Source organism: Serratia sp. HRI, from assembly GCF_010119335.3.
Taxonomy (GTDB): Bacteria; Pseudomonadota; Gammaproteobacteria; order Enterobacterales; family Enterobacteriaceae; genus Serratia; species Serratia nevei.
Genome location: NZ_CP083690.1, coordinates 736,202 through 754,022, shown reverse-complemented (window position 1 = coordinate 754,022; position 17,821 = coordinate 736,202). Strand labels below are relative to the sequence as shown.

Annotated in this window: 13 protein-coding genes; 5 read left to right on the top strand and 8 right to left on the bottom strand. The window is 59.8% G+C overall.

What is annotated here, in order from left to right:
• Window positions 1-73: 73 nt before the first annotated feature.
• Both pncB and GF111_RS03750 read right to left on the bottom strand, forming a co-directional pair.
• Window positions 74-1,279: a nicotinate phosphoribosyltransferase gene (gene pncB, locus GF111_RS03755; protein WP_048233260.1), complete on the bottom strand. Its 1,206-nt coding sequence runs from the start codon at window positions 1,277-1,279 to the stop codon at window positions 74-76.
• A gap of 255 nt (window positions 1,280-1,534) precedes the next feature.
• Window positions 1,535-3,235 carry a GGDEF domain-containing protein gene (locus tag GF111_RS03750; protein WP_038874237.1) on the bottom strand — a complete coding sequence of 567 codons (1,701 nt, stop codon included), beginning with the start codon at window positions 3,233-3,235 and terminating at the stop codon, window positions 1,535-1,537.
• 334 nt (window positions 3,236-3,569) lie between these two features.
• On the opposite strand from GF111_RS03750, the gene pepN reads away from it, so the two are divergent.
• Window positions 3,570-6,188: an aminopeptidase N gene (gene pepN / locus GF111_RS03745; protein ID WP_048233263.1), complete on the top strand. Its 2,619-nt coding sequence runs from the start codon at window positions 3,570-3,572 to the stop codon at window positions 6,186-6,188.
• 56 nt (window positions 6,189-6,244) lie between these two features.
• Here pepN and ssuB read toward each other — a convergent pair whose 3' ends face one another.
• The 5 genes from ssuB to ssuE are packed head-to-tail and all read right to left on the bottom strand — an operon-like array spanning window position 6,245 to window position 10,558.
• Window positions 6,245-7,018 (bottom strand): aliphatic sulfonates ABC transporter ATP-binding protein, encoded by a 774-nt coding sequence (gene ssuB, locus GF111_RS03740; protein WP_038874242.1) that lies wholly within the window; start codon window positions 7,016-7,018, stop codon window positions 6,245-6,247.
• Window positions 7,015-7,809, bottom strand: a complete 795-nt coding sequence (gene ssuC, locus GF111_RS03735; RefSeq protein WP_033646585.1) for an aliphatic sulfonate ABC transporter permease SsuC — start codon at window positions 7,807-7,809, stop codon at window positions 7,015-7,017. Before ssuC ends, ssuB begins: the two co-directional genes overlap by 4 nt.
• A gap of 11 nt (window positions 7,810-7,820) precedes the next feature.
• Window positions 7,821-8,969 carry an FMNH2-dependent alkanesulfonate monooxygenase gene (gene ssuD / locus GF111_RS03730; protein ID WP_048233264.1) on the bottom strand — a complete coding sequence of 383 codons (1,149 nt, stop codon included), beginning with the start codon at window positions 8,967-8,969 and terminating at the stop codon, window positions 7,821-7,823.
• A gap of 20 nt (window positions 8,970-8,989) precedes the next feature.
• Window positions 8,990-9,955: a sulfonate ABC transporter substrate-binding protein gene (locus GF111_RS03725; protein WP_038874248.1), complete on the bottom strand. Its 966-nt coding sequence runs from the start codon at window positions 9,953-9,955 to the stop codon at window positions 8,990-8,992.
• A 24-nt stretch (window positions 9,956-9,979) separates the two neighbouring features.
• The gene (gene ssuE / locus GF111_RS03720; RefSeq protein ID WP_038874250.1) at window positions 9,980-10,558 is read right to left on the bottom strand and encodes an NADPH-dependent FMN reductase; all 579 of its coding nucleotides are present in this window, start codon (window positions 10,556-10,558) and stop codon (window positions 9,980-9,982) included.
• Window positions 10,559-10,816: 258 nt separating this feature from the next.
• Here ssuE and pyrD point away from each other — a divergent pair, with 258 nt between their 5' ends.
• Both pyrD and GF111_RS03710 read left to right on the top strand, forming a co-directional pair.
• Window positions 10,817-11,827, top strand: a complete 1,011-nt coding sequence (pyrD, locus tag GF111_RS03715; RefSeq protein WP_038874252.1) for a quinone-dependent dihydroorotate dehydrogenase — start codon at window positions 10,817-10,819, stop codon at window positions 11,825-11,827.
• A 176-nt stretch (window positions 11,828-12,003) separates the two neighbouring features.
• Window positions 12,004-12,552 (top strand): cell division protein ZapC, encoded by a 549-nt coding sequence (locus GF111_RS03710; RefSeq protein ID WP_004928171.1) that lies wholly within the window; start codon window positions 12,004-12,006, stop codon window positions 12,550-12,552.
• A gap of 6 nt (window positions 12,553-12,558) precedes the next feature.
• On the opposite strand, the gene GF111_RS03705 is transcribed toward GF111_RS03710, so the two are convergent.
• Window positions 12,559-13,662, bottom strand: coding sequence for a YcbX family protein (locus GF111_RS03705; protein WP_060442461.1), 1,104 nt, complete (start codon window positions 13,660-13,662; stop codon window positions 12,559-12,561).
• A gap of 103 nt (window positions 13,663-13,765) precedes the next feature.
• Here GF111_RS03705 and rlmKL point away from each other — a divergent pair, with 103 nt between their 5' ends.
• Window positions 13,766-15,892 (top strand): bifunctional 23S rRNA (guanine(2069)-N(7))-methyltransferase RlmK/23S rRNA (guanine(2445)-N(2))-methyltransferase RlmL, encoded by a 2,127-nt coding sequence (rlmKL, locus tag GF111_RS03700; RefSeq protein ID WP_087762369.1) that lies wholly within the window; start codon window positions 13,766-13,768, stop codon window positions 15,890-15,892.
• A 5-nt stretch (window positions 15,893-15,897) separates the two neighbouring features.
• The gene (locus GF111_RS03695) at window positions 15,898-17,802 is read left to right on the top strand and encodes an ABC transporter ATP-binding protein (protein ID WP_038874258.1); all 1,905 of its coding nucleotides are present in this window, start codon (window positions 15,898-15,900) and stop codon (window positions 17,800-17,802) included.
• The last annotated feature ends 19 nt before the right edge of the window (window positions 17,803-17,821 follow it).

The following is a 17,821-nucleotide window of genomic DNA, read 5'->3' as shown; positions in this document are numbered from 1 at the left end:
AGAGGGCGTTCGGGATAAAAACAAAAAAGCCGGCGCGTGAACCGGGCCGGCTTTCTCCCTATATAAAGAAGGATCAGCTGGCTTTCTTCACCAGCGGCAGATCGAAGGCTTTGCGCAGGGCCCTGACGAACGCCTGATCCTGACAAATGGTTTTGCCGGGGCTGTCGGAGAGCTTGGCCACCGGTTTGCCTTTGCACTCGACCAGTTTGATCACGATATTCAGCGGCTTGACGCCGGGAATATCGCAGGTCAGGCGCGTGCCGATGCCGAATCCGAGGTTGATGCGTTGATAGAAGTGGCGGTAGAGCGCCAGCGCTTTGTCCAGATCCAGGTTGTCCGAGAACACCAGCGTTTTGCTCATCGGATCGATGCCCAGTTTCTCGTAGTGGGCAATGGCCTTTTCGCCCCACTCAACGGGATCGCCCGAATCGTGGCGCAGCCCCTGATAACGCTCGGCGAACTGAGGGCCGAAGTCGCGCAGGAAGGCGTCCATGGTGATGCAGTCGGTGAGCGCGATGCCAAGCTGGTCCGGGTATTCATCCAGCCAGGCTTGCAATGCGGCGCGCTGGCTGTTGGCCAGCACCGGGCTTATCTGCTGGTGCGCCTGGAACCATTCATGCGCCTGCGTGCCGACCGGCACCAGGCCGAGCTGGTGAGCAAGATCGTAATTGCTGGTGCCCGATAAGTACGGGAATTCGGCCTGCAAGGTGCTGACGATGGCCTGCTGAACGCCCTGAGAGAAACGGCGACGGGTGCCGAAGTCCATCAGCTTGAAGCGCGAAAGGTCCAGATCGCCCGCCAGCGTCTTGAACTGTGCCAGCTTGGTCTGCAGATGTGCCACCGCCTGTTCCGGCGTCACCTGCGCAGAGCGGCGGCGGTGCACCACTTCGCTGATCACCGCCAGCAGCGGCACTTCCCACATGATCACTTCGCGCCACGGCCCGGCGATGCGGATGTGCAGCTTGCCGTCACGGTTCTCGACGATCACCTGCTGCGGATCGTAGCGAAACGTCCGCAGCCAGTTCAGATAATCCTGACGGAAGAAGGGCAGGCCCGAGAGATAAGCGAATTCGGCGTCGGTCAGCGCCAGCCTGCTCATCAGCGCCACCTGGGCGCGGATCTCGTCGGCATATTCGCCCAGCAGTTCGTCGCCGCGGCAGCGGAATTCCGCCGCCACGCTGATCGCGGGATAGCGATGGAACACTGCTTGCTGCATATGAAGCTTATAAGCATCGGTATCAAGCAGTGATGTCAAAATCGGGGAAGCGTATTGAGTCATAGCGCGTTACAGCATCCTCGTCAGGCGCGTGTCCAAATCCGGATAATCATAAAAGTGGGGGTGGAGTATACCCGGATTATCCTGTTATTGAAGCTGCATCACACCATAAATCACCAAAGCGGGTCGAGGATTAAACGTGCCTTTATGGCGGCCTGGCGGCGGCGGGGAAGAAAAAAAGCCAGATATGCGTGTAAGGTGAATGACTTAGCCTAATTAGTCATAAAAATTATAATGTTAATTATTTTAAACAGCGAATCAGATAAACCCGACCTGAGTGTGTACGCTGACCCGATCCTTGCCGTTCTTTTTGCAAAAATAGAGCGCTTCGTCCGCCTGTTTGATCGCCGCCTGCAGCGCGGTGAACGCGTTGACCGGCGCAATGCCGCAGCTGGTGGTGAAACGCACTTGCCGTCCGTCGGTCAGATTTAGCGTCAGGCGATGAGTACGGGTGCGCAATTGCTCCATGATGTCCCGCGCGTTGTCCAACGAACAGTTGCCCAGCAGCACCGCGAACTCTTCGCCGCCGTAGCGGCAGAAAATGTCGCTGGCGCGGAACGCGCGTTGCAGCAGGTGGCCGAATGCCACCAGCGCCTGGTCACCCACGTCGTGGCCATAGCTGTCGTTGAGCTGTTTGAAGTTGTCGATATCGATCAGGCAAAAGGCCTGTGGATAGCTGCTGTCACCCAGCAGCTGACATTCAAGGAAGAATTTACGGCGGTTATAAATATTGGTGAGCGGATCGAGGAAGGAAGAGGCCTCGAGCTCTTTAATCAACAGTTGCTTCTCACTTTCCAGCGAGACCTTGTCCAGCTGGTATTGCCTGAGCTGCTGAATGGCGTCGCTGATGGCGATCAGTTCCCGGCTGTAGAAGGCGTCGTTGCGATCGATATTCATCTCGCCGCGGGACAGCCGAACGATATTGTTGTGGGTCTTGGTCAGCCAACGGTTGATGTTGGTGCAGAACACCAGCGCCGGCAAAATGAACAGCAACACCACCAGGCCGGCGAGCGCGATCATGCCGTAAATGGTGGTCTGGCTATCGTAAATTTTGTGACGCGAAGCGACGGTTTCCAGCTCGAAGCTGCGTTGATACAGCGCCTGCGAAAGCCCGCTCAGCTCGTCGACATAGCGCGAAATAAGCGCTGCGGGATAGGGTTTTTGGGTGTTGATGGCGGTGTATAACCCATCGGTGACCTGCTTGAGACGTTCGGCCGACACCAGGGTGAGCAACTGATTGACGAGCTCGGTGGTTTGCACGTCGTCGTAGTTGATCTTCATGAAGATCAATCGGGTGCTCAGTGCGTTCAGCACGCCGGTCAACTGAATGGACTTCAGGTAGGCGTCTTTGCGATCGAGCGGGTTGACGTTGACGTCGATAATCTGATCGCTTAACTCCGTCAGTGACATATTCAGCCGGTTGTTGAGGCGAATGGCCTCGAGAAACATAAAGGAATCGGTATCCACCATCCGGGTATCGTAGGTGTAGCGATAATAGCTCTTGCTGGTTTGCGAGATGTAATAGGCGCTGTTGATGTTGAACAGATTGGCATTGGCGTTGTTGACCTGCGAAAGCTGCAGGTTGTCGTTATCCAACAGCTGTTCCATCAGGCCGATCATCGACAGCGCGGCGATTTTTTGCCGTACTCCGAGCTGCCTGGCGACCGTGTCGTTCAGATGTTCGCGGATCCGGGTAATTTTCTCACGCGCCACCCGATCGGCGGCCAAACATTGCGCGCGGGTGATTTGCGGATCGATCAGGCTCAATCGTTTGAGGCGGTGAGCCTGCAGTGAGGCCTGGAAGGCCTCGGAAATTTCTTTGGCGCGATCGATCTTATACAGGTTGAGCTGGTTATCGCGGTAGTCGGTATGGGCTTCGAGCAGCTCCTCGACGATGAACAGCGAGAAGGAGGTCATCAGGCACAGGGTAAAAAAATAGATTGCGTATTTGATTTTCATAGTGCGAGTCATCCCTGGGCCTGATTTGGCAATTATACCACTATGCCGCCTGTGCCGCCTCAACTATGCCGGCGCGCCCGGACGGCGTTTTTTTAGCATTAAATGCTGATTTCTATTTAGCCATTGGTCACCCGCGCTGTCGTCTGGCGGCGATTTATGATTTGCCTCTGATTTCTCTCTCGTGGTCGCCCGGCGGCTCTGGGCTTTTCGGCCAGCTGTGATACAGTTTATTCACAATCAGGTCCGCCGTGCGCCGCAGGGGAACACACCGGCTGCGGCGCGGAGGAGAAGAGCGGCCTGCACCTATAACTCACTGAGACGTTTAAGGGTTTTTATGACACAACAGCCACAGGCAAAATATCGCCACGATTATCGCGCGCCTGATTACACCACCACCGATATCGATTTGGACTTCAGTCTGGATGCGGAAACTACGCGCGTGACCGCCGTCAGTAAAATCAAACGTCAGGGTGCGGCCGGCGCCCCGCTGGTGCTGGATGGCGAAGATCTGACGCTGGTGAGCATTCAGGTCGACGGTCAACCGTGGAGTGCCTATCGTCAGCAGGATAACCAACTGATCATCGAAGAGTTGCCGGCACAATTCACTCTTACCATCGTCAACGACATTCACCCGGCGAAAAACACCGCGCTGGAAGGGTTGTACCTGTCCGGCGATGCGCTGTGCACGCAATGCGAAGCCGAAGGCTTCCACCACATTACTTATTATCAGGATCGCCCGGATGTGCTGGCGCGCTTTACTACCCGCATCGTGGCCGACAAGGCGCGCTATCCGTTCCTGCTGTCGAACGGCAACCGCATCGGCCAGGGCGAATTGGCCGATGGCCGCCACTGGGTGCAATGGCAGGATCCGTTCCCGAAACCTTGTTACCTGTTCGCGCTGGTGGCGGGGGACTTCGACGTGCTGCGCGACAGCTTCACCACCCGCTCCGGCCGTAAGGTTGCGCTGGAGCTGTTCGTCGATCGCGGCAACCTGGATCGCGCCGACTGGGCGATGACTTCGCTGAAGAATTCGATGAAGTGGGACGAGACCCGCTTCGGCCTGGAATACGATCTCGACATTTATATGATTGTGGCGGTCGATTTCTTCAATATGGGCGCGATGGAGAACAAAGGGTTAAATATCTTTAACTCCAAATATGTGCTGGCGAAGGCGGAAACCGCCACCGACAAGGACTACCTGAACATCGAAGCGGTGATCGGCCACGAATACTTCCACAACTGGACCGGTAACCGCGTGACCTGCCGCGACTGGTTCCAGCTCAGCCTGAAAGAGGGGCTGACGGTGTTCCGCGATCAGGAGTTCAGTTCCGATCTGGGATCGCGCTCGGTCAACCGCATCGATAACGTGCGCGTGATGCGCGGCGCGCAGTTCGCCGAAGACGCCAGCCCGATGGCGCACGCCATCCGCCCGGACAAAGTGATCGAGATGAACAACTTCTACACCCTGACGGTATATGAAAAGGGTTCCGAAGTGATCCGCATGATGCACACCTTGCTGGGGGAAGCGAACTTCCAGAAAGGGATGCAGCTCTATTTCGAACGCCACGACGGCAGCGCCGCCACCTGCGACGATTTCGTGCAGGCGATGGAGGATGCGTCCAACGTCGATCTGTCGCGCTTCCGCCGTTGGTACAGCCAATCCGGCACGCCGCTGTTGACGGTACGCGACGAATACGACGCACAAACCCAGCAGTATCGCCTGCATGTCAGCCAGAAAACCGCGCCGACCGCCGATCAGCCGGAGAAGTTGCCGCTGCATATCCCGCTGGATATCGAACTGTACGACAGCGAAGGCAACGTCATTCCGCTGCAAAAGGGCGGCCTGCCGGTCAACAACGTGCTGAACGTCACCGAAGCGGAGCAGACCTTCGTGTTCGACGGCGTGGCGCACAAGCCGGTGCCGTCGCTGCTGCGCGAATTCTCCGCGCCGGTGAAGCTGGACTATCCGTACAGCGATCAGCAGCTGACCTTCCTGATGCAGCACGCGCGCAATGAATTTGCGCGCTGGGATGCGGCGCAGAGCCTGCTGGCGACCTATATCAAGCTGAACGTGGCGCGGCACCAGCAGAAGCAGCCGCTGTCGCTGCCGCTGCACGTGGCCGATGCATTCCGCGCGGTGCTGCTGGACGAAAAACTGGATCCGGCGCTGGCGGCGCAGATCCTGACGCTGCCGTCGGAGAACGAAATCGCCGAGCTGTTCGCCACCATCGATCCGGAAGCGATCGCTGCGGTGCACGAAGCGATAGTACGCTGCCTGGCGCGTGAGTTGGCCGATGAATGGCTGGCGGTGTATCACGCCAACAAGACCGACGGCTACCGTGTGGAGCACGCCGAGATCGCCAAGCGCGCCTTGCGCAATGTTTGCCTGGGCTACCTGGCGTTCGGCGAAGATGTGGCGCTGGCGGATCGGCTGGTGAGCGAACAGTATCGCCAGGCGGATAACATGACCGACTCGTTGGCGGCGCTGTCCGCCGCGGTCGCGGCCCAGCTGCCGTGCCGCGATGCGCTGCTGGCGGCGTTCGACGAGCGCTGGCATCAGGATGGCCTGGTGATGGACAAATGGTTCGTGCTGCAGGGCAGCAGCCCGGCGGCAGACGTGCTGAGCAAGGTGCGTGCCCTGTTGCAACACCGCTCGTTCAGCCTGAGCAACCCGAACCGCACCCGCTCGTTGATTGGCGGCTTCGCTTCCGGTAACCCGGCGGCGTTCCATGCGGCGGACGGCAGCGGCTATCAGTTCCTGGCGGAGATCCTCAGCGATCTCAACCAGCGTAACCCGCAGATCGCCGCGCGCCTGATTGAACCGCTGATTCGCCTGAAGCGTTACGACGCGGGCCGCCAGGCGCTGATGCGCAAGGCGCTGGAACAGTTGAAAGGGTTGGAAAATCTGTCCGGCGATCTGTACGAGAAGATCAGTAAGGCGCTCGACGCCTGATTTTTTCACGCTGAATAGATCAAGGGACGGCTTTTGCCGTCCCTTTTTTTATCCGTTCAATTCGCCGCCTGGCGCGGGCTGGCCCCGGTAGCCGGCGGCGATAATACCCGTTCCAGCACTTCGGCTTCCAGTTCCGCCAGCCGGGCCGAGCCTTTGCGGCGCGGCCGTGGCAGATCGAGGGAGAGATCCAGCCCGATGCGTCCCTCTTCGATCAGGATCACCCGATCCGCCAGCGCGATGGCTTCGCTGACGTCATGCGTGACCAACAGCACGGTAAAACCGTGCTGTTGCCACAGCGTTTCTATCAACCCTTGCATCTCGATGCGCGTCAGGGCATCCAGCGCTCCGAGCGGTTCGTCCAGCAACAGCAGGCGAGGGCGGTGGATCAGCGCGCGCGCCAGGGCGACCCGTTGCTTTTGCCCGCCGGACAGCGCCGCCGGCCAGTCGCGGGCGCGATCCGCCAAGCCGACCGCGTCCAGCGCCTGCAGCGCCGCATCGCGCCACTGGCCGCGCAGCCCCAGCCCCACGTTGTCGATCACCGTTTTCCACGGCAGCAGGCGCGCATCCTGAAACATCAGCCGGGTATCCTCTTTAACGGCGGCAAGCGGCGCGTTGCCGCTGAGCAGCACGCCGCTGCTGGCCTGTTCCAGGCCGGCCAACAGGCGCAACAGGGTGCTTTTGCCACAGCCGCTGCGGCCGACCACCGCCACGAACTGCCCGGCGGAGATGTGCAGCTGAATATTGTCCAGCACCGTACGGTTGCCGTAACCTTTGCCGATGGACTCCAGCGTCACCGGCGTGCCTTGCGCAAGGCGAGCGGGAAGGGTCATAGCGCTTCTCCCTGTTTCAGTTGATAGGCCGGATGCCAGCGCAACCAGACGCGCTCAAGCAGCTGCGCGCCCACGTCCGCCAGCTTGCCGAGCAGGGCGTACAGCACGATCGCCACCACCACCACGTCGGTTTGCAGAAATTCACGCGCGTTCATCGCCAGGTAGCCGATGCCCGAATTGGCCGAGATGGTTTCGGCGACGATCAGCGTCAGCCACATGAAGCCGAGAGCGAAACGCACGCCGACCATAATCGACGGCAGCGCACCCGGCAGCACCACCTGTGTAAACAGGCGGAAACCGCTCAGGCCGTAGCTGCGGGCCATCTCCAACAGGCCGCGATCGATGTTTTTGATGCCGTGATAGGTATTGAGATAAATCGGGAACAGCGTACCGAGCGCCACCAGAAAGATCTTGGCGGATTCATCGATGCCGAACCACAGGATCACCAACGGGATCAGCGCCAGGTGCGGCACGTTGCGGATCATTTGCACCGAGCTGTCCAGCAGGCGTTCGCCCCAGCGCGACAGCCCGGTAATAAAGCCGAGGATCAGCCCGATGCTGCCGCCGATGGCAAAGCCGATCAACGCGCGCTGGCTGCTGATGCTCAGATGCTGCCACAGTTCGCCGCTTTGGCTCAGGCTCCAGAAGGCGGCCAGCACTGCGCTCGGCGCCGGTAAAATACGGTTGGACAGCCAGCCGGTTTCGACGGCGATCTGCCAGAGGATCACCAGCGCCAGCGGCAGCGCCCAGGGGGCCAGCCGATACAGGATGCGTTGCGCGTTCTTTGCCATCGGGGCGCTCCTCAGCTCTGCGACACTTTTTGCGGAACATAGATGTTGGCCACCACTTCGCCCTGCGGGCGCACCGGCTGAAGGCGCGCGGGTGTTTCCTCCTGCGTCAGATCGAGGTGCGGGAACAGCAGTTCGCCGACGCGGTAGGCCTCTTCCAGATGCGGATAGCCGGAGAGAATGAAGGTGTCGATGCCCAGATCGGCATATTCCTGCATGCGCGCCGCGACCGTCGGGCCGTCGCCCACCAATGCGGTGCCGGCGCCGCCGCGCACCAGGCCGATGCCGGCCCACAGGTTCGGGCTGATCTCCAGGTTATCCTTTTTGCCGCCGTGCAGCGCCGCCATGCGCCGTTGGCCGACGGAGTCGAAACGCGCAAAGGCCTGCTGCGCGTTGGCGATGGTTTCCTCATCGAGGTGCGCGATCAGCCGGTCGGCGGCGTGCCAGGCCTCTTCGGTGGTTTCCCGCACGATGACATGCAGGCGGATACCGAAGCGTACCTGGCGGCCTTTCGCTGCCGCTTTGGCGCGCACCTCTTCAATCTTCTCTTTAACCTGCGCCGGCGGCTCTCCCCAGGTGAGATACAGTTCTACCTGTTCGGCGGCCAGATCCTGCGCGGCGGCGGAGGATCCGCCGAAATAGAGCGGCGGGCGCGGCTGCTGCACCGGCGGGTACAGCAGTTTGGCGCCTTTCACCTGAATATGCTTGCCGTCGAAATCGACGGTTTCGCCTTCCAGCACCCGGCGCCAGATATGGGTGAACTCGGTTGAGGCTTCGTAGCGCTCTTCATGGCTAAGGTGCAGCCCCTCGGCCGCCAACTCTTCCGGATCGCCGCCAGTGACCAGATTGAACAGCGCACGCCCGTTGGACAGGCGATCCAGCGTCGCTGCTTGGCGCGCCGCCAGCGTAGGGGAGATGATGCCCGGCCGCAGCGCGACCAAAAACTTCAGCCGCTGGGTAACCGGGATCAGCGAGGCGGCCACCAGCCAGGAGTCTTCGCACGAGCGGCCGGTGGGGATCAGTACCCCGCCGAATCCCAGCCGATCAGCCGCCTGGGCGATCTGCTGCAAATAACTGTGATCGACGCTGCGCGCCCCCTGTGCGCTGCCAAGATAGTGGCCGTCGCCGTGGGTGGGTAAAAACCAGAAAACGTTCAGGCTCATCGTTAATCTTTTCCCATAAGTTATTGCGCGCTTGGGCGCCAGATGCGTTGCGAGATGTCAACCTTCACCGGCACCAGCCGGTTGGCGTAAAACAGGTCAGCGGTTTGCTGCTGCGCGGCGATCGTCTGCGCATCGAGCGGTGTGATGGCGGTTGGCGGGCGGTGATCCAGATAGCTGGCGATCACCGGTTCCGGCAATCCCATGGCGTTGGCCAGCAGGGTCACGCTTTGTGCCCGGTCGCTGCGGGTGAGTGCATCGGCCTGGGTCAGCACCGTCAATACCTGGCTGATAAAGGTGCCATTGGCTTCGACATAGGGGCGCGCCGCCAGATAGAAGGAACCCGTCTGGTTCAGATTGGTGCCGTCGCCGAGCACCCGCACGCCGCCCTGCAGCAGCGCGGCGGAATAATAGGGATCCCAGATGGCCCAGGCGTCGACGTTGCCCTGTTGGAAGGCGGCGCGCGCATCGGCGGGCGTCAGATAGGCGGGCTGGATATCGGTGAACTGCAGGCCGGCCTTTTGCAGCGATCGCAGCAGCAGGTTGTGCGAGCTGGAGCCTTTCTGGAAGGCGACCTTATGGCCTTTCAGATCGGCGACGGTTTTGATCGGGCTGTTTTCCGGCACCAGGATCACTTCCGCCTTAGGTTTGGGCGGCTCAACGCCGACATACAGCAGGTCAGCGCCGGCGGCCTGCGCGAAGATCGGCGGAATATCGCCGGTGCTGCCCAGATCGATGCTGCCGACGTTCAAGGCCTCCAGCATCTGCGGGCCGGCGGGAAACTCGATCCAGCTGATGCGGGTGGCGGGGAAACGTTCCTCCAGCAGCCGGTGGCTCTTCGCCAGCACCAGGCTGACCGACCCTTTTTGGTAGCCGATGCGGAACTGCGCCGGATCCTGCGCCGCGGCGGCATTGGCCCAGACCAGCGACAGCAGGCCGGTGAGGGTTGCGGCGCTCAGCCAGCGTCGTAAAGCGATGCGTTTTTTCATTCAGGCTCTCCTTTTCCAGGCCTTTCAGGCGGTCTGACGCGCCGCCAGCGGCGACGCGACGCGCAGCGCGGGCGGTTTGCGGCGGCCAAGCGCCAGATAAAAACTGGCCAGCGCCTCTTCCAGCCGGGCGGCGACGGCGTCGGTGAGCGTGGCGCCTTCGCCGGTCAGCTGGATCTGGCTGTCGTCGGCGAACACGCCGTGCAGCACTTCCTGCGCTTTCAGCGCCGCCAGCACTGGTTTGAGCGCATAGTCCACCGCCAACATGTGGCCGATCGAACCGCCGGTTGCCAGCGGCAGCACCACCTTATGATCCAGAGCGCGTTCCGGCAGCAGATCCAGCAGGGTCTTCAGCGCGCCGGAAAACGACGCTTTATAAACCGGCGTGGAAATCAGCAGGCCGTCGGCCTGCGCCAGCTGGTCAGCAAATGCCTTGATCGCCGGGCTGTTGAAGTTGGCATACAGCAGGTCTTCGGCATCGAAGTCGTGCAGGGTATAAGCCGTCACGTCCACCCCTTGCTGCCGCAGCCAGTTCTGGCTCAGCGCGAGCAGTGCGGCGGAACGTGATGGGATGCGTGGGCTGCCGGCCAGTGATATAACGCGCATTGCCACTCCTTATAACTAAAAGTTAGGTTTAATTAGAAAATAAACAGGAAGTGTTTTAAACCTACCAGCAATCGGGCGCGTTTTTTAAATCTCATTTTTTGATTTCGATATGCGCAAAAGCGGATTGGCGCCGATTTGGCGGCGAAGCGGGAAAACGGTTGCGTAAAAACCGCTTTTTTTGCCTTTAATCAATTCCAATTGGGCGGGGGATGCCGGATAATACGCCCCCGGTTTGCAACCGGGAAATCAGGAGAGTCCATGTACTACCCCCTCATCAGGAAAGCGTTGTTCCAGCTCGATCCGGAACGTGCGCACGAAGTGACCTTTCGTCAGCTCAGCCGTATTACCGGCACCCCATTAGCGTTTCTTATCCGTCAGTCCGTGCCGACCAAACCGGTCAGCTGCATGGGGCTGTCGTTTAAAAACCCGCTGGGATTGGCCGCCGGTCTGGATAAAAACGGCGAGTGCATCGATGCGTTCGGCGCGATGGGCTTCGGCCATGTGGAAGTCGGCACCGTGACGCCGCGCCCGCAACCGGGCAACGACAAGCCGCGCTTGTTCCGCGTGGTTGAGGCGGAAGGCCTGATCAACCGCATGGGGTTCAATAACCATGGCGTGGACAATCTGGTTGAAAACGTTAAGAAATCCCATTTCGGCGGCATTCTTGGGATCAATATCGGCAAGAATAAAGATACCCCGGTCGAACAGGGTAAAGACGATTATTTGATCTGCATGGATAAAGTTTATCCGTATGCCGGTTATATCGCGATTAACATCTCGTCACCGAATACGCCGGGGTTACGATCCTTACAGTATGGTGAAGCGCTGGACGATCTTTTGGCGGCGATTAAAAATAAGCAGCAGGAATTACATGCGCGCCATCACAAATATGTGCCGGTGGCGGTAAAGATCGCGCCGGATCTTTCAGAAGAAGAATTGATCCAAATTGCCGATAGCCTGGTGCGGCATAATATCGATGGCGTGATCGCCACCAATACCACGTTGGATCGAAAATTGATCCAGGGGCTGAATTACTGCGAACAAGCGGGCGGGTTAAGTGGGCGTCCGTTGCAATCACGCAGCACCGAAGTGATCCGTCGTCTCTCCACCGAACTGCAAGGGCGCTTGCCGATTATCGGCGTGGGCGGCATCGATTCGCTGACGGCGGCGCGCGAAAAAATGGAGGCCGGCGCGAGCCTGCTGCAAATTTATTCCGGATTTATCTATCACGGCCCGCGTTTGATTAAAGATATCGTTACCCATATCTAATATTTTTCCTCTCATTTTATTCCGGGGGTTTATTTCTGCCCCCGGCTCGTCTATATTTTGTTCGTTAGCATAAATATCGTTCGCGGAATTATCCGATGTTTAAGCTATTTTATCGGTGATAAAATCGCCTTTTAGGGTGAGTGCGGCGTTGGCATAGGCAGCGAGAAGGATACGAAATGAAGATAAAACCTGACGATAATTGGCGTTGGTATTTTGATGCCGAACACGATCGGCTAATGTTGGATTTAGCTAATGGTATGATCTTTCGTTCACGTTTCCCGGCCAAAATGTTAACGCCGGACGCCTTCGATGAATGCGCTTTTTGCGTGGATGACGCCGCCCTTTATTTCACCTATGAAGAACAGTGCAAACAGGTCAAGCTCAGCCATGAGCAGCGCGCCGAGCTGGTGTTGAATGCGCTGGTCGCCTACCGCTTCCTGAAACCGCTGATGCCGAAGAGCTGGCATTTTTCGCAGCAGCATTACCCGTTGCAGCCGAAAAACGGCGAGCTGGCGGCGGTGAAAGTGATGGAAAGCGGCGCGGAAGCGCGCCTGCTGGTGGTAGAGGCCGGGGATAACGCCAGCCTGTGTCTGCTGGCGCAAAATCAGCTGACGGTCGCCGGCCGCACCATGGTATTGGGCGATGCCATCAAGGTGATGCACGATCGGTTGAAACCCTGCGCGCAGGATGAAAGCGCCGCCCCGGCTTACGACAGGGCGGTATAAGGCGGATTACGCCAGGGTCAAATCACTTTTCGGGATGCAGCTGCAGCACAGGATGGTGCCGTTGTCGCCCAGCGCGCTTTTCTTCAGGGGCGCGACTTCACCGCTCAGCAACGTAATGCGGCAACTGCCGCAAATCCCGGCGCGGCAGGAGTAAGGTACGCGGATGCCTTGCTGTTCCAGCTGCTCGAGCAAGATCTGCTGGTTATTGCCGGTAAACACCTTTCCTTCGTATTCGATAGTGACGCTGTGCTCGCTGTCTTGCGGCGCTTGCACGCTCTCCACCACTTTGCCTGCGCCATAAGGGCGCGGCGGTTTGGTCGACAGCACTTCCACCGTATCGCCCACGCGAATAATGCCGCTGTTGCGCGCGATCATGTTCTGGCCGAAATCGATGTCGCCGTTGTCGGCGGAACGGAATTTTTGCAGCGTGCTCAGCGGTTCGCCGCTCGGGTGCTTGCGGCCACGCTCGGTGCTGACGGTGGTGAGCACGCAGCGGCTGCAGGGTTTCACCAGATCGAACATGACGTCGCCGACGCGGATCACCTGCCAGCCGTCCTCGGCCCAGGCGGACGCGCCACTCACCACCAGGTTGGGGCGGAACTGTTCCAGCTTGATGCTGCCGGGGCAACGCTGCTGCAGATCGTTGAACGAAGCCTGGTTAATCAGCAGATAAGGATAGCCGTCGGCAAACGTCAGCGGGATCTCGGGGTGCTTCTTCACTCGGCGGGTCAACTCCGGTCCCAGCCAGCGCAGCTGCACGTCACGCTGGAAATAGCCGCTCAGCCAGCGGTTGATCTCATCCGGCGCGATCAGCGCGGTGAAATGGTTGCCCCACACCTCGGTCGGCTGCGGCGCGGCGGCGAAGTCGCTGAAGCGAATGGCGGCGCTTTCGCCGTCCGGCGCGGTCAGGAATAGCCCGTCCGGCAGCAGCGCCGGCGTGAACAGCACCATCTGCGGGTATTGGCGCGCGGTAATAAAGGTGCCATCCGGCTCGGTGATCATAAAGTTGCGGTCGAAGGCCAGACCGCTGCTGCCGACCTGGGCGTAAGAAAGCTGCAGACCGCGCAGTGATTTAACCGGATGGACGTAGAGTCTGGAAAGCGTGATCACCCTTATCTCCGTGCGATTATTAAATAGAAGGGAGCAACTTTATGACAAGCGGTGCGGATTAGCTATAATGCGCAACAATTTTCTTTTTGGTGATAAGCACGATATGAACTCTTTGTTTGCCAGCACGGCGCGTGGATTGGAAGAACTGTTAAAAAGCGAGCTGGAAGCGCTTGGCGCTCACGACTGCAAAGTGGTGCAGGGTGGGGTACATTTTCAGGGTGACGATCGTCTTCTGTACCAAAGCCTGCTGTGGAGCCGCCTGGCTTCGCGCATTCTGTTGCCGCTGAACGAATTCCGCGTGCACAGCGATCTGGATCTGTACCTCGGGGTGCAGGCGATCGACTGGCCGAGCATTTTTGGCGTGGATAAAACCTTTGCCGTGCATTTCAGCGGCGTGAACGAAGAGATCCGCAACAGCCAGTATGGCGCGCTGAAGGTGAAAGACGCCATCGTCGACAGCTTTACCCGCAAACTTGACCAACGCCCGACGGTCGCCAAGCAGCAGCCGGATATTCGCGTTAACGTCTTCCTGCAGCGCGATATGGCCAGCGTGGCGCTCGATCTGAGCGGTGAAGGCCTGCATCAGCGCGGTTACCGCGATCTCACCGGCCAGGCGCCGCTGAAGGAAAACCTGGCGGCCGCCATCGTGCTGCGTTCCGGCTGGCAGCCGGGCACGCCGATGCTCGATCCGATGTGCGGCTCCGGCACGCTCTTGATCGAAGCGGCAATGATCGCCGCCGATCGCGCGCCGGGCCTGCACCGCCAACACTGGGGCTTCAGCGCCTGGAACGGCCACAACGCCGAACTGTGGCGTGAAGTCACCACCGAAGCGCAGGTGCGCGCCCGCCGCGGCCTGCAGGAAACCGCCTCTCGCTTCTTCGGCTCTGATATCGATCGCCGGGTGATTGAAATGGCGCGCGGCAACGCCCGCCGTGCCGGCGTCGCCGAGCTGATCACCTTCAACGTCGGCGACGTGGCGCGGTTGACCAATCCGCTGCCGGAAGGTCCGCACGGCACCGTGATCAGCAACCCGCCGTACGGTGAGCGTCTGGAAAGCGAACCGGCGCTGATCGCGCTGCACAACATGCTGGGCCGCGTGATGAAAAGCGCCTTTGGCGGCTGGCAGCTTTCGCTGTTCAGCGCCTCGCCGGAGCTGTTGAGCTGCCTACAGCTGCGCGCCGAGCGCCAGTTCAAGGCGAAAAACGGTCCGCTGGAGTGCGTGCAGAAAAACTATCAGCTGGCGGCGAACCCAGCCGGAGCCACTACCGGCGGCGTGCAGGTGGCGGAAGATTTCGCCAACCGTCTGCGCAAGAACTTGAAGAAGCTCGACAAGTGGGCGAAACAGCAGGGCATTGAATGCTACCGCCTGTACGATGCCGATCTGCCAGAATACAACGTCGCGGTGGACCGCTACGGTAGCAAGGTGGTGGTGCAGGAGTATGCGCCGCCGAAAACCGTCGATGCGCAGAAAGCGCGTCAGCGCCTGTTCGATGTGATCAACGCGACGCTGGCGGTGCTGGAATTGCCGTCGAATCAGCTGATCCTGAAAACCCGCGAGCGGCAGAAGGGCAAGAACCAGTACGAGAAACTGGCGCAGAAAGGCGAGTTCCTGCTGGTGGAAGAGTATAACGCCAAGCTGTGGGTCAACCTGACCGACTATCTCGATACCGGCCTGTTCCTCGATCACCGTATCGCGCGCCGCATGCTGGGCGAGATGAGCAACGGCAAGGACTTCCTGAACCTGTTCGCCTATACCGGCACCGCCAGCGTGCACGCCGGGCTGGGCGGCGCACGCAGCACCACCACGGTGGACATGTCGCGTACCTATCTGGAATGGGCGGAGAAGAACCTGCGAGCCAACGGCCTGACCGGCCGTCAGCATCGGTTGATCCAGGCCGACTGCCTGTCGTGGCTGAGCAACGCCAACGAACAGTTCGACGTGATCTTCATCGATCCGCCGACGTTCTCCAACTCCAAGCGGATGGAGAACACTTTTGACGTGCAGCGCGATCATCTGGCGCTGATGAAAGATTTGAAACGGTTGCTGCGCCGTAACGGAACCATCATGTTCTCGAACAACAAGCGCGGTTTCCAAATGGATATGGCAGGGCTGAGCGCGCTGGGCCTGGAGGCGAAAGAGATCACCGCCAAGACGCTGTCGCAGGACTTTGCTCGTAACCGTCAGATCCACAACTGCTGGCTGGTGACTCACGCCGGCGAAGGAAAATAATTACTATGTCGTTAATCAGCATGTCCGGCGCCTGGCTCTCTTTCAGCGATGCGCCGCTTTTAGACAACACCGAAATTCATATCGAAGACAACGAGCGCGTGTGTCTGGTCGGGCGCAACGGCGCCGGTAAGTCCACGCTGCTGAAGATCCTCGGCAAAGAGATCCCGCTGGACGACGGCCGGGTGGTCTACGAACAGGATCTGATCGTGGCACGCCTGCAACAGGATCCGCCGCGTAATATCGGCGGCAGCGTGTTCGACTTCGTGGCCGAAGGCGTCGCGGAGCAGGCGGAACACCTGAAGGCGTATCATGCGATTTCTCACCTGGTGGAGAGCGATCCGAGCGAGAAAAACCTGGCGCGCATGGCGCAAATCATGGAGATCCTCGACCACCAGGGGCTCTGGCAACTTGACAGCCGCATCAGCGAAGTGCTGCTGCAGCTGGGGCTGAACGGCGACGCCGAGCTTTCCTCGCTGTCCGGCGGCTGGCTGCGCAAAGCGGCTCTGGGTCGCGCGCTGGTGAGCTCGCCGCGCGTGCTGCTGCTCGACGAACCGACCAACCACCTGGATATCGAAACCATCGACTGGCTGGAGGGTTTCCTGAAAGAGTTTGACGGCAGCATCGTCTTCATCTCGCACGACCGTTCGTTTATCCGCAACATGGCGACGCGCATCGTCGATCTGGATCGCGGCAAGCTGGTTTCCTGGCCGGGCAACTACGATCTGTATCTGCAGAGCAAAGAAGAAGCGCTGCGGGTGGAAGAGCTGCAAAACGCCGAGTTCGATCGCAAGCTGGCGCAGGAAGAGGTCTGGATCCGTCAGGGCATCAAAGCGCGCCGTACCCGTAACGAGGGGCGCGTGCGCGCGCTGAAGGCGCTGCGCGTCGAGCGTTCCCAGCGCCGCGAAGTGATGGGCACCGCCAAGATGCAGGTGGAAGAGGCGACTCGCTCCGGCAAAATCGTGTTCGAGCTGGAAGACGTCAACTATCAGGTCGGCGAAAAAGTGCTGGTGCGCGGTTTCTCCGCCCAGGTACAGCGCGGCGATAAGATTGCGTTGGTGGGGCCGAACGGCTGTGGCAAAACCACGCTGCTGAAACTGATGCTCGGTCAGCTGAAAGCCGACAGCGGCCGCGTGCACTGCGGCACCAAGCTGGAAGTGGCCTATTTCGACCAGCACCGCGCGGATCTCGATCCGGAGCGCACGGTGATGGACAACCTGGCGGAAGGCAAGCAGGAAGTGATGGTCAACGGCCGTCCTCGTCACGTCTTGGGCTACCTGCAGGACTTCCTGTTCCACCCGAAACGCGCGATGACGCCGGTGAAGGCACTTTCGGGCGGTGAGCGTAACCGCCTGCTGTTAGCTAAGCTGTTTCTGAAACCGAGCAATCTGCTGATCCTCGATGAACCAACCAACGATCTCGACGTCGAAACGCTGGAGCTGCTGGAAGAGTTGATCGACGGCTATCAGGGCACCGTGCTGCTGGTCAGCCACGATCGCCAGTTCGTCGACAACTCGGTGACCGAGTGCTGGATCTTTGAAGGCAACGGCGTGATCAACGCCTTCGTCGGCGGTTACTACGATGCGCATCATCAGCGCGCCACGGCGAAACCGATTCGCCAGGCGGCGCCGAGCGCGAGCAAACCGGCGGCGGAGAAAAAGACCGAACAGCCGAAGAAAGCGGCGGCCAAGCTGAGTTACAACCTGCTGCGCGAACTGGAACAGTTGCCGCAGCGGCTCGAACAGCTGGAGGCGGAAATCGAAGCGCTGCAGGCGCAGATGAGCGATGCCGACTTCTTCACGCGGCCGCACAGCGAAACGCAAGAAGTGCTGACGGCGCTGGCTAACGCCGAGCAGGCGCTCGAGCAGGCCTTCGCCCGTTGGGAAGAGCTGGAAGCGATGAAAAACGGCTGACCGTTGCGATACCGCCCGC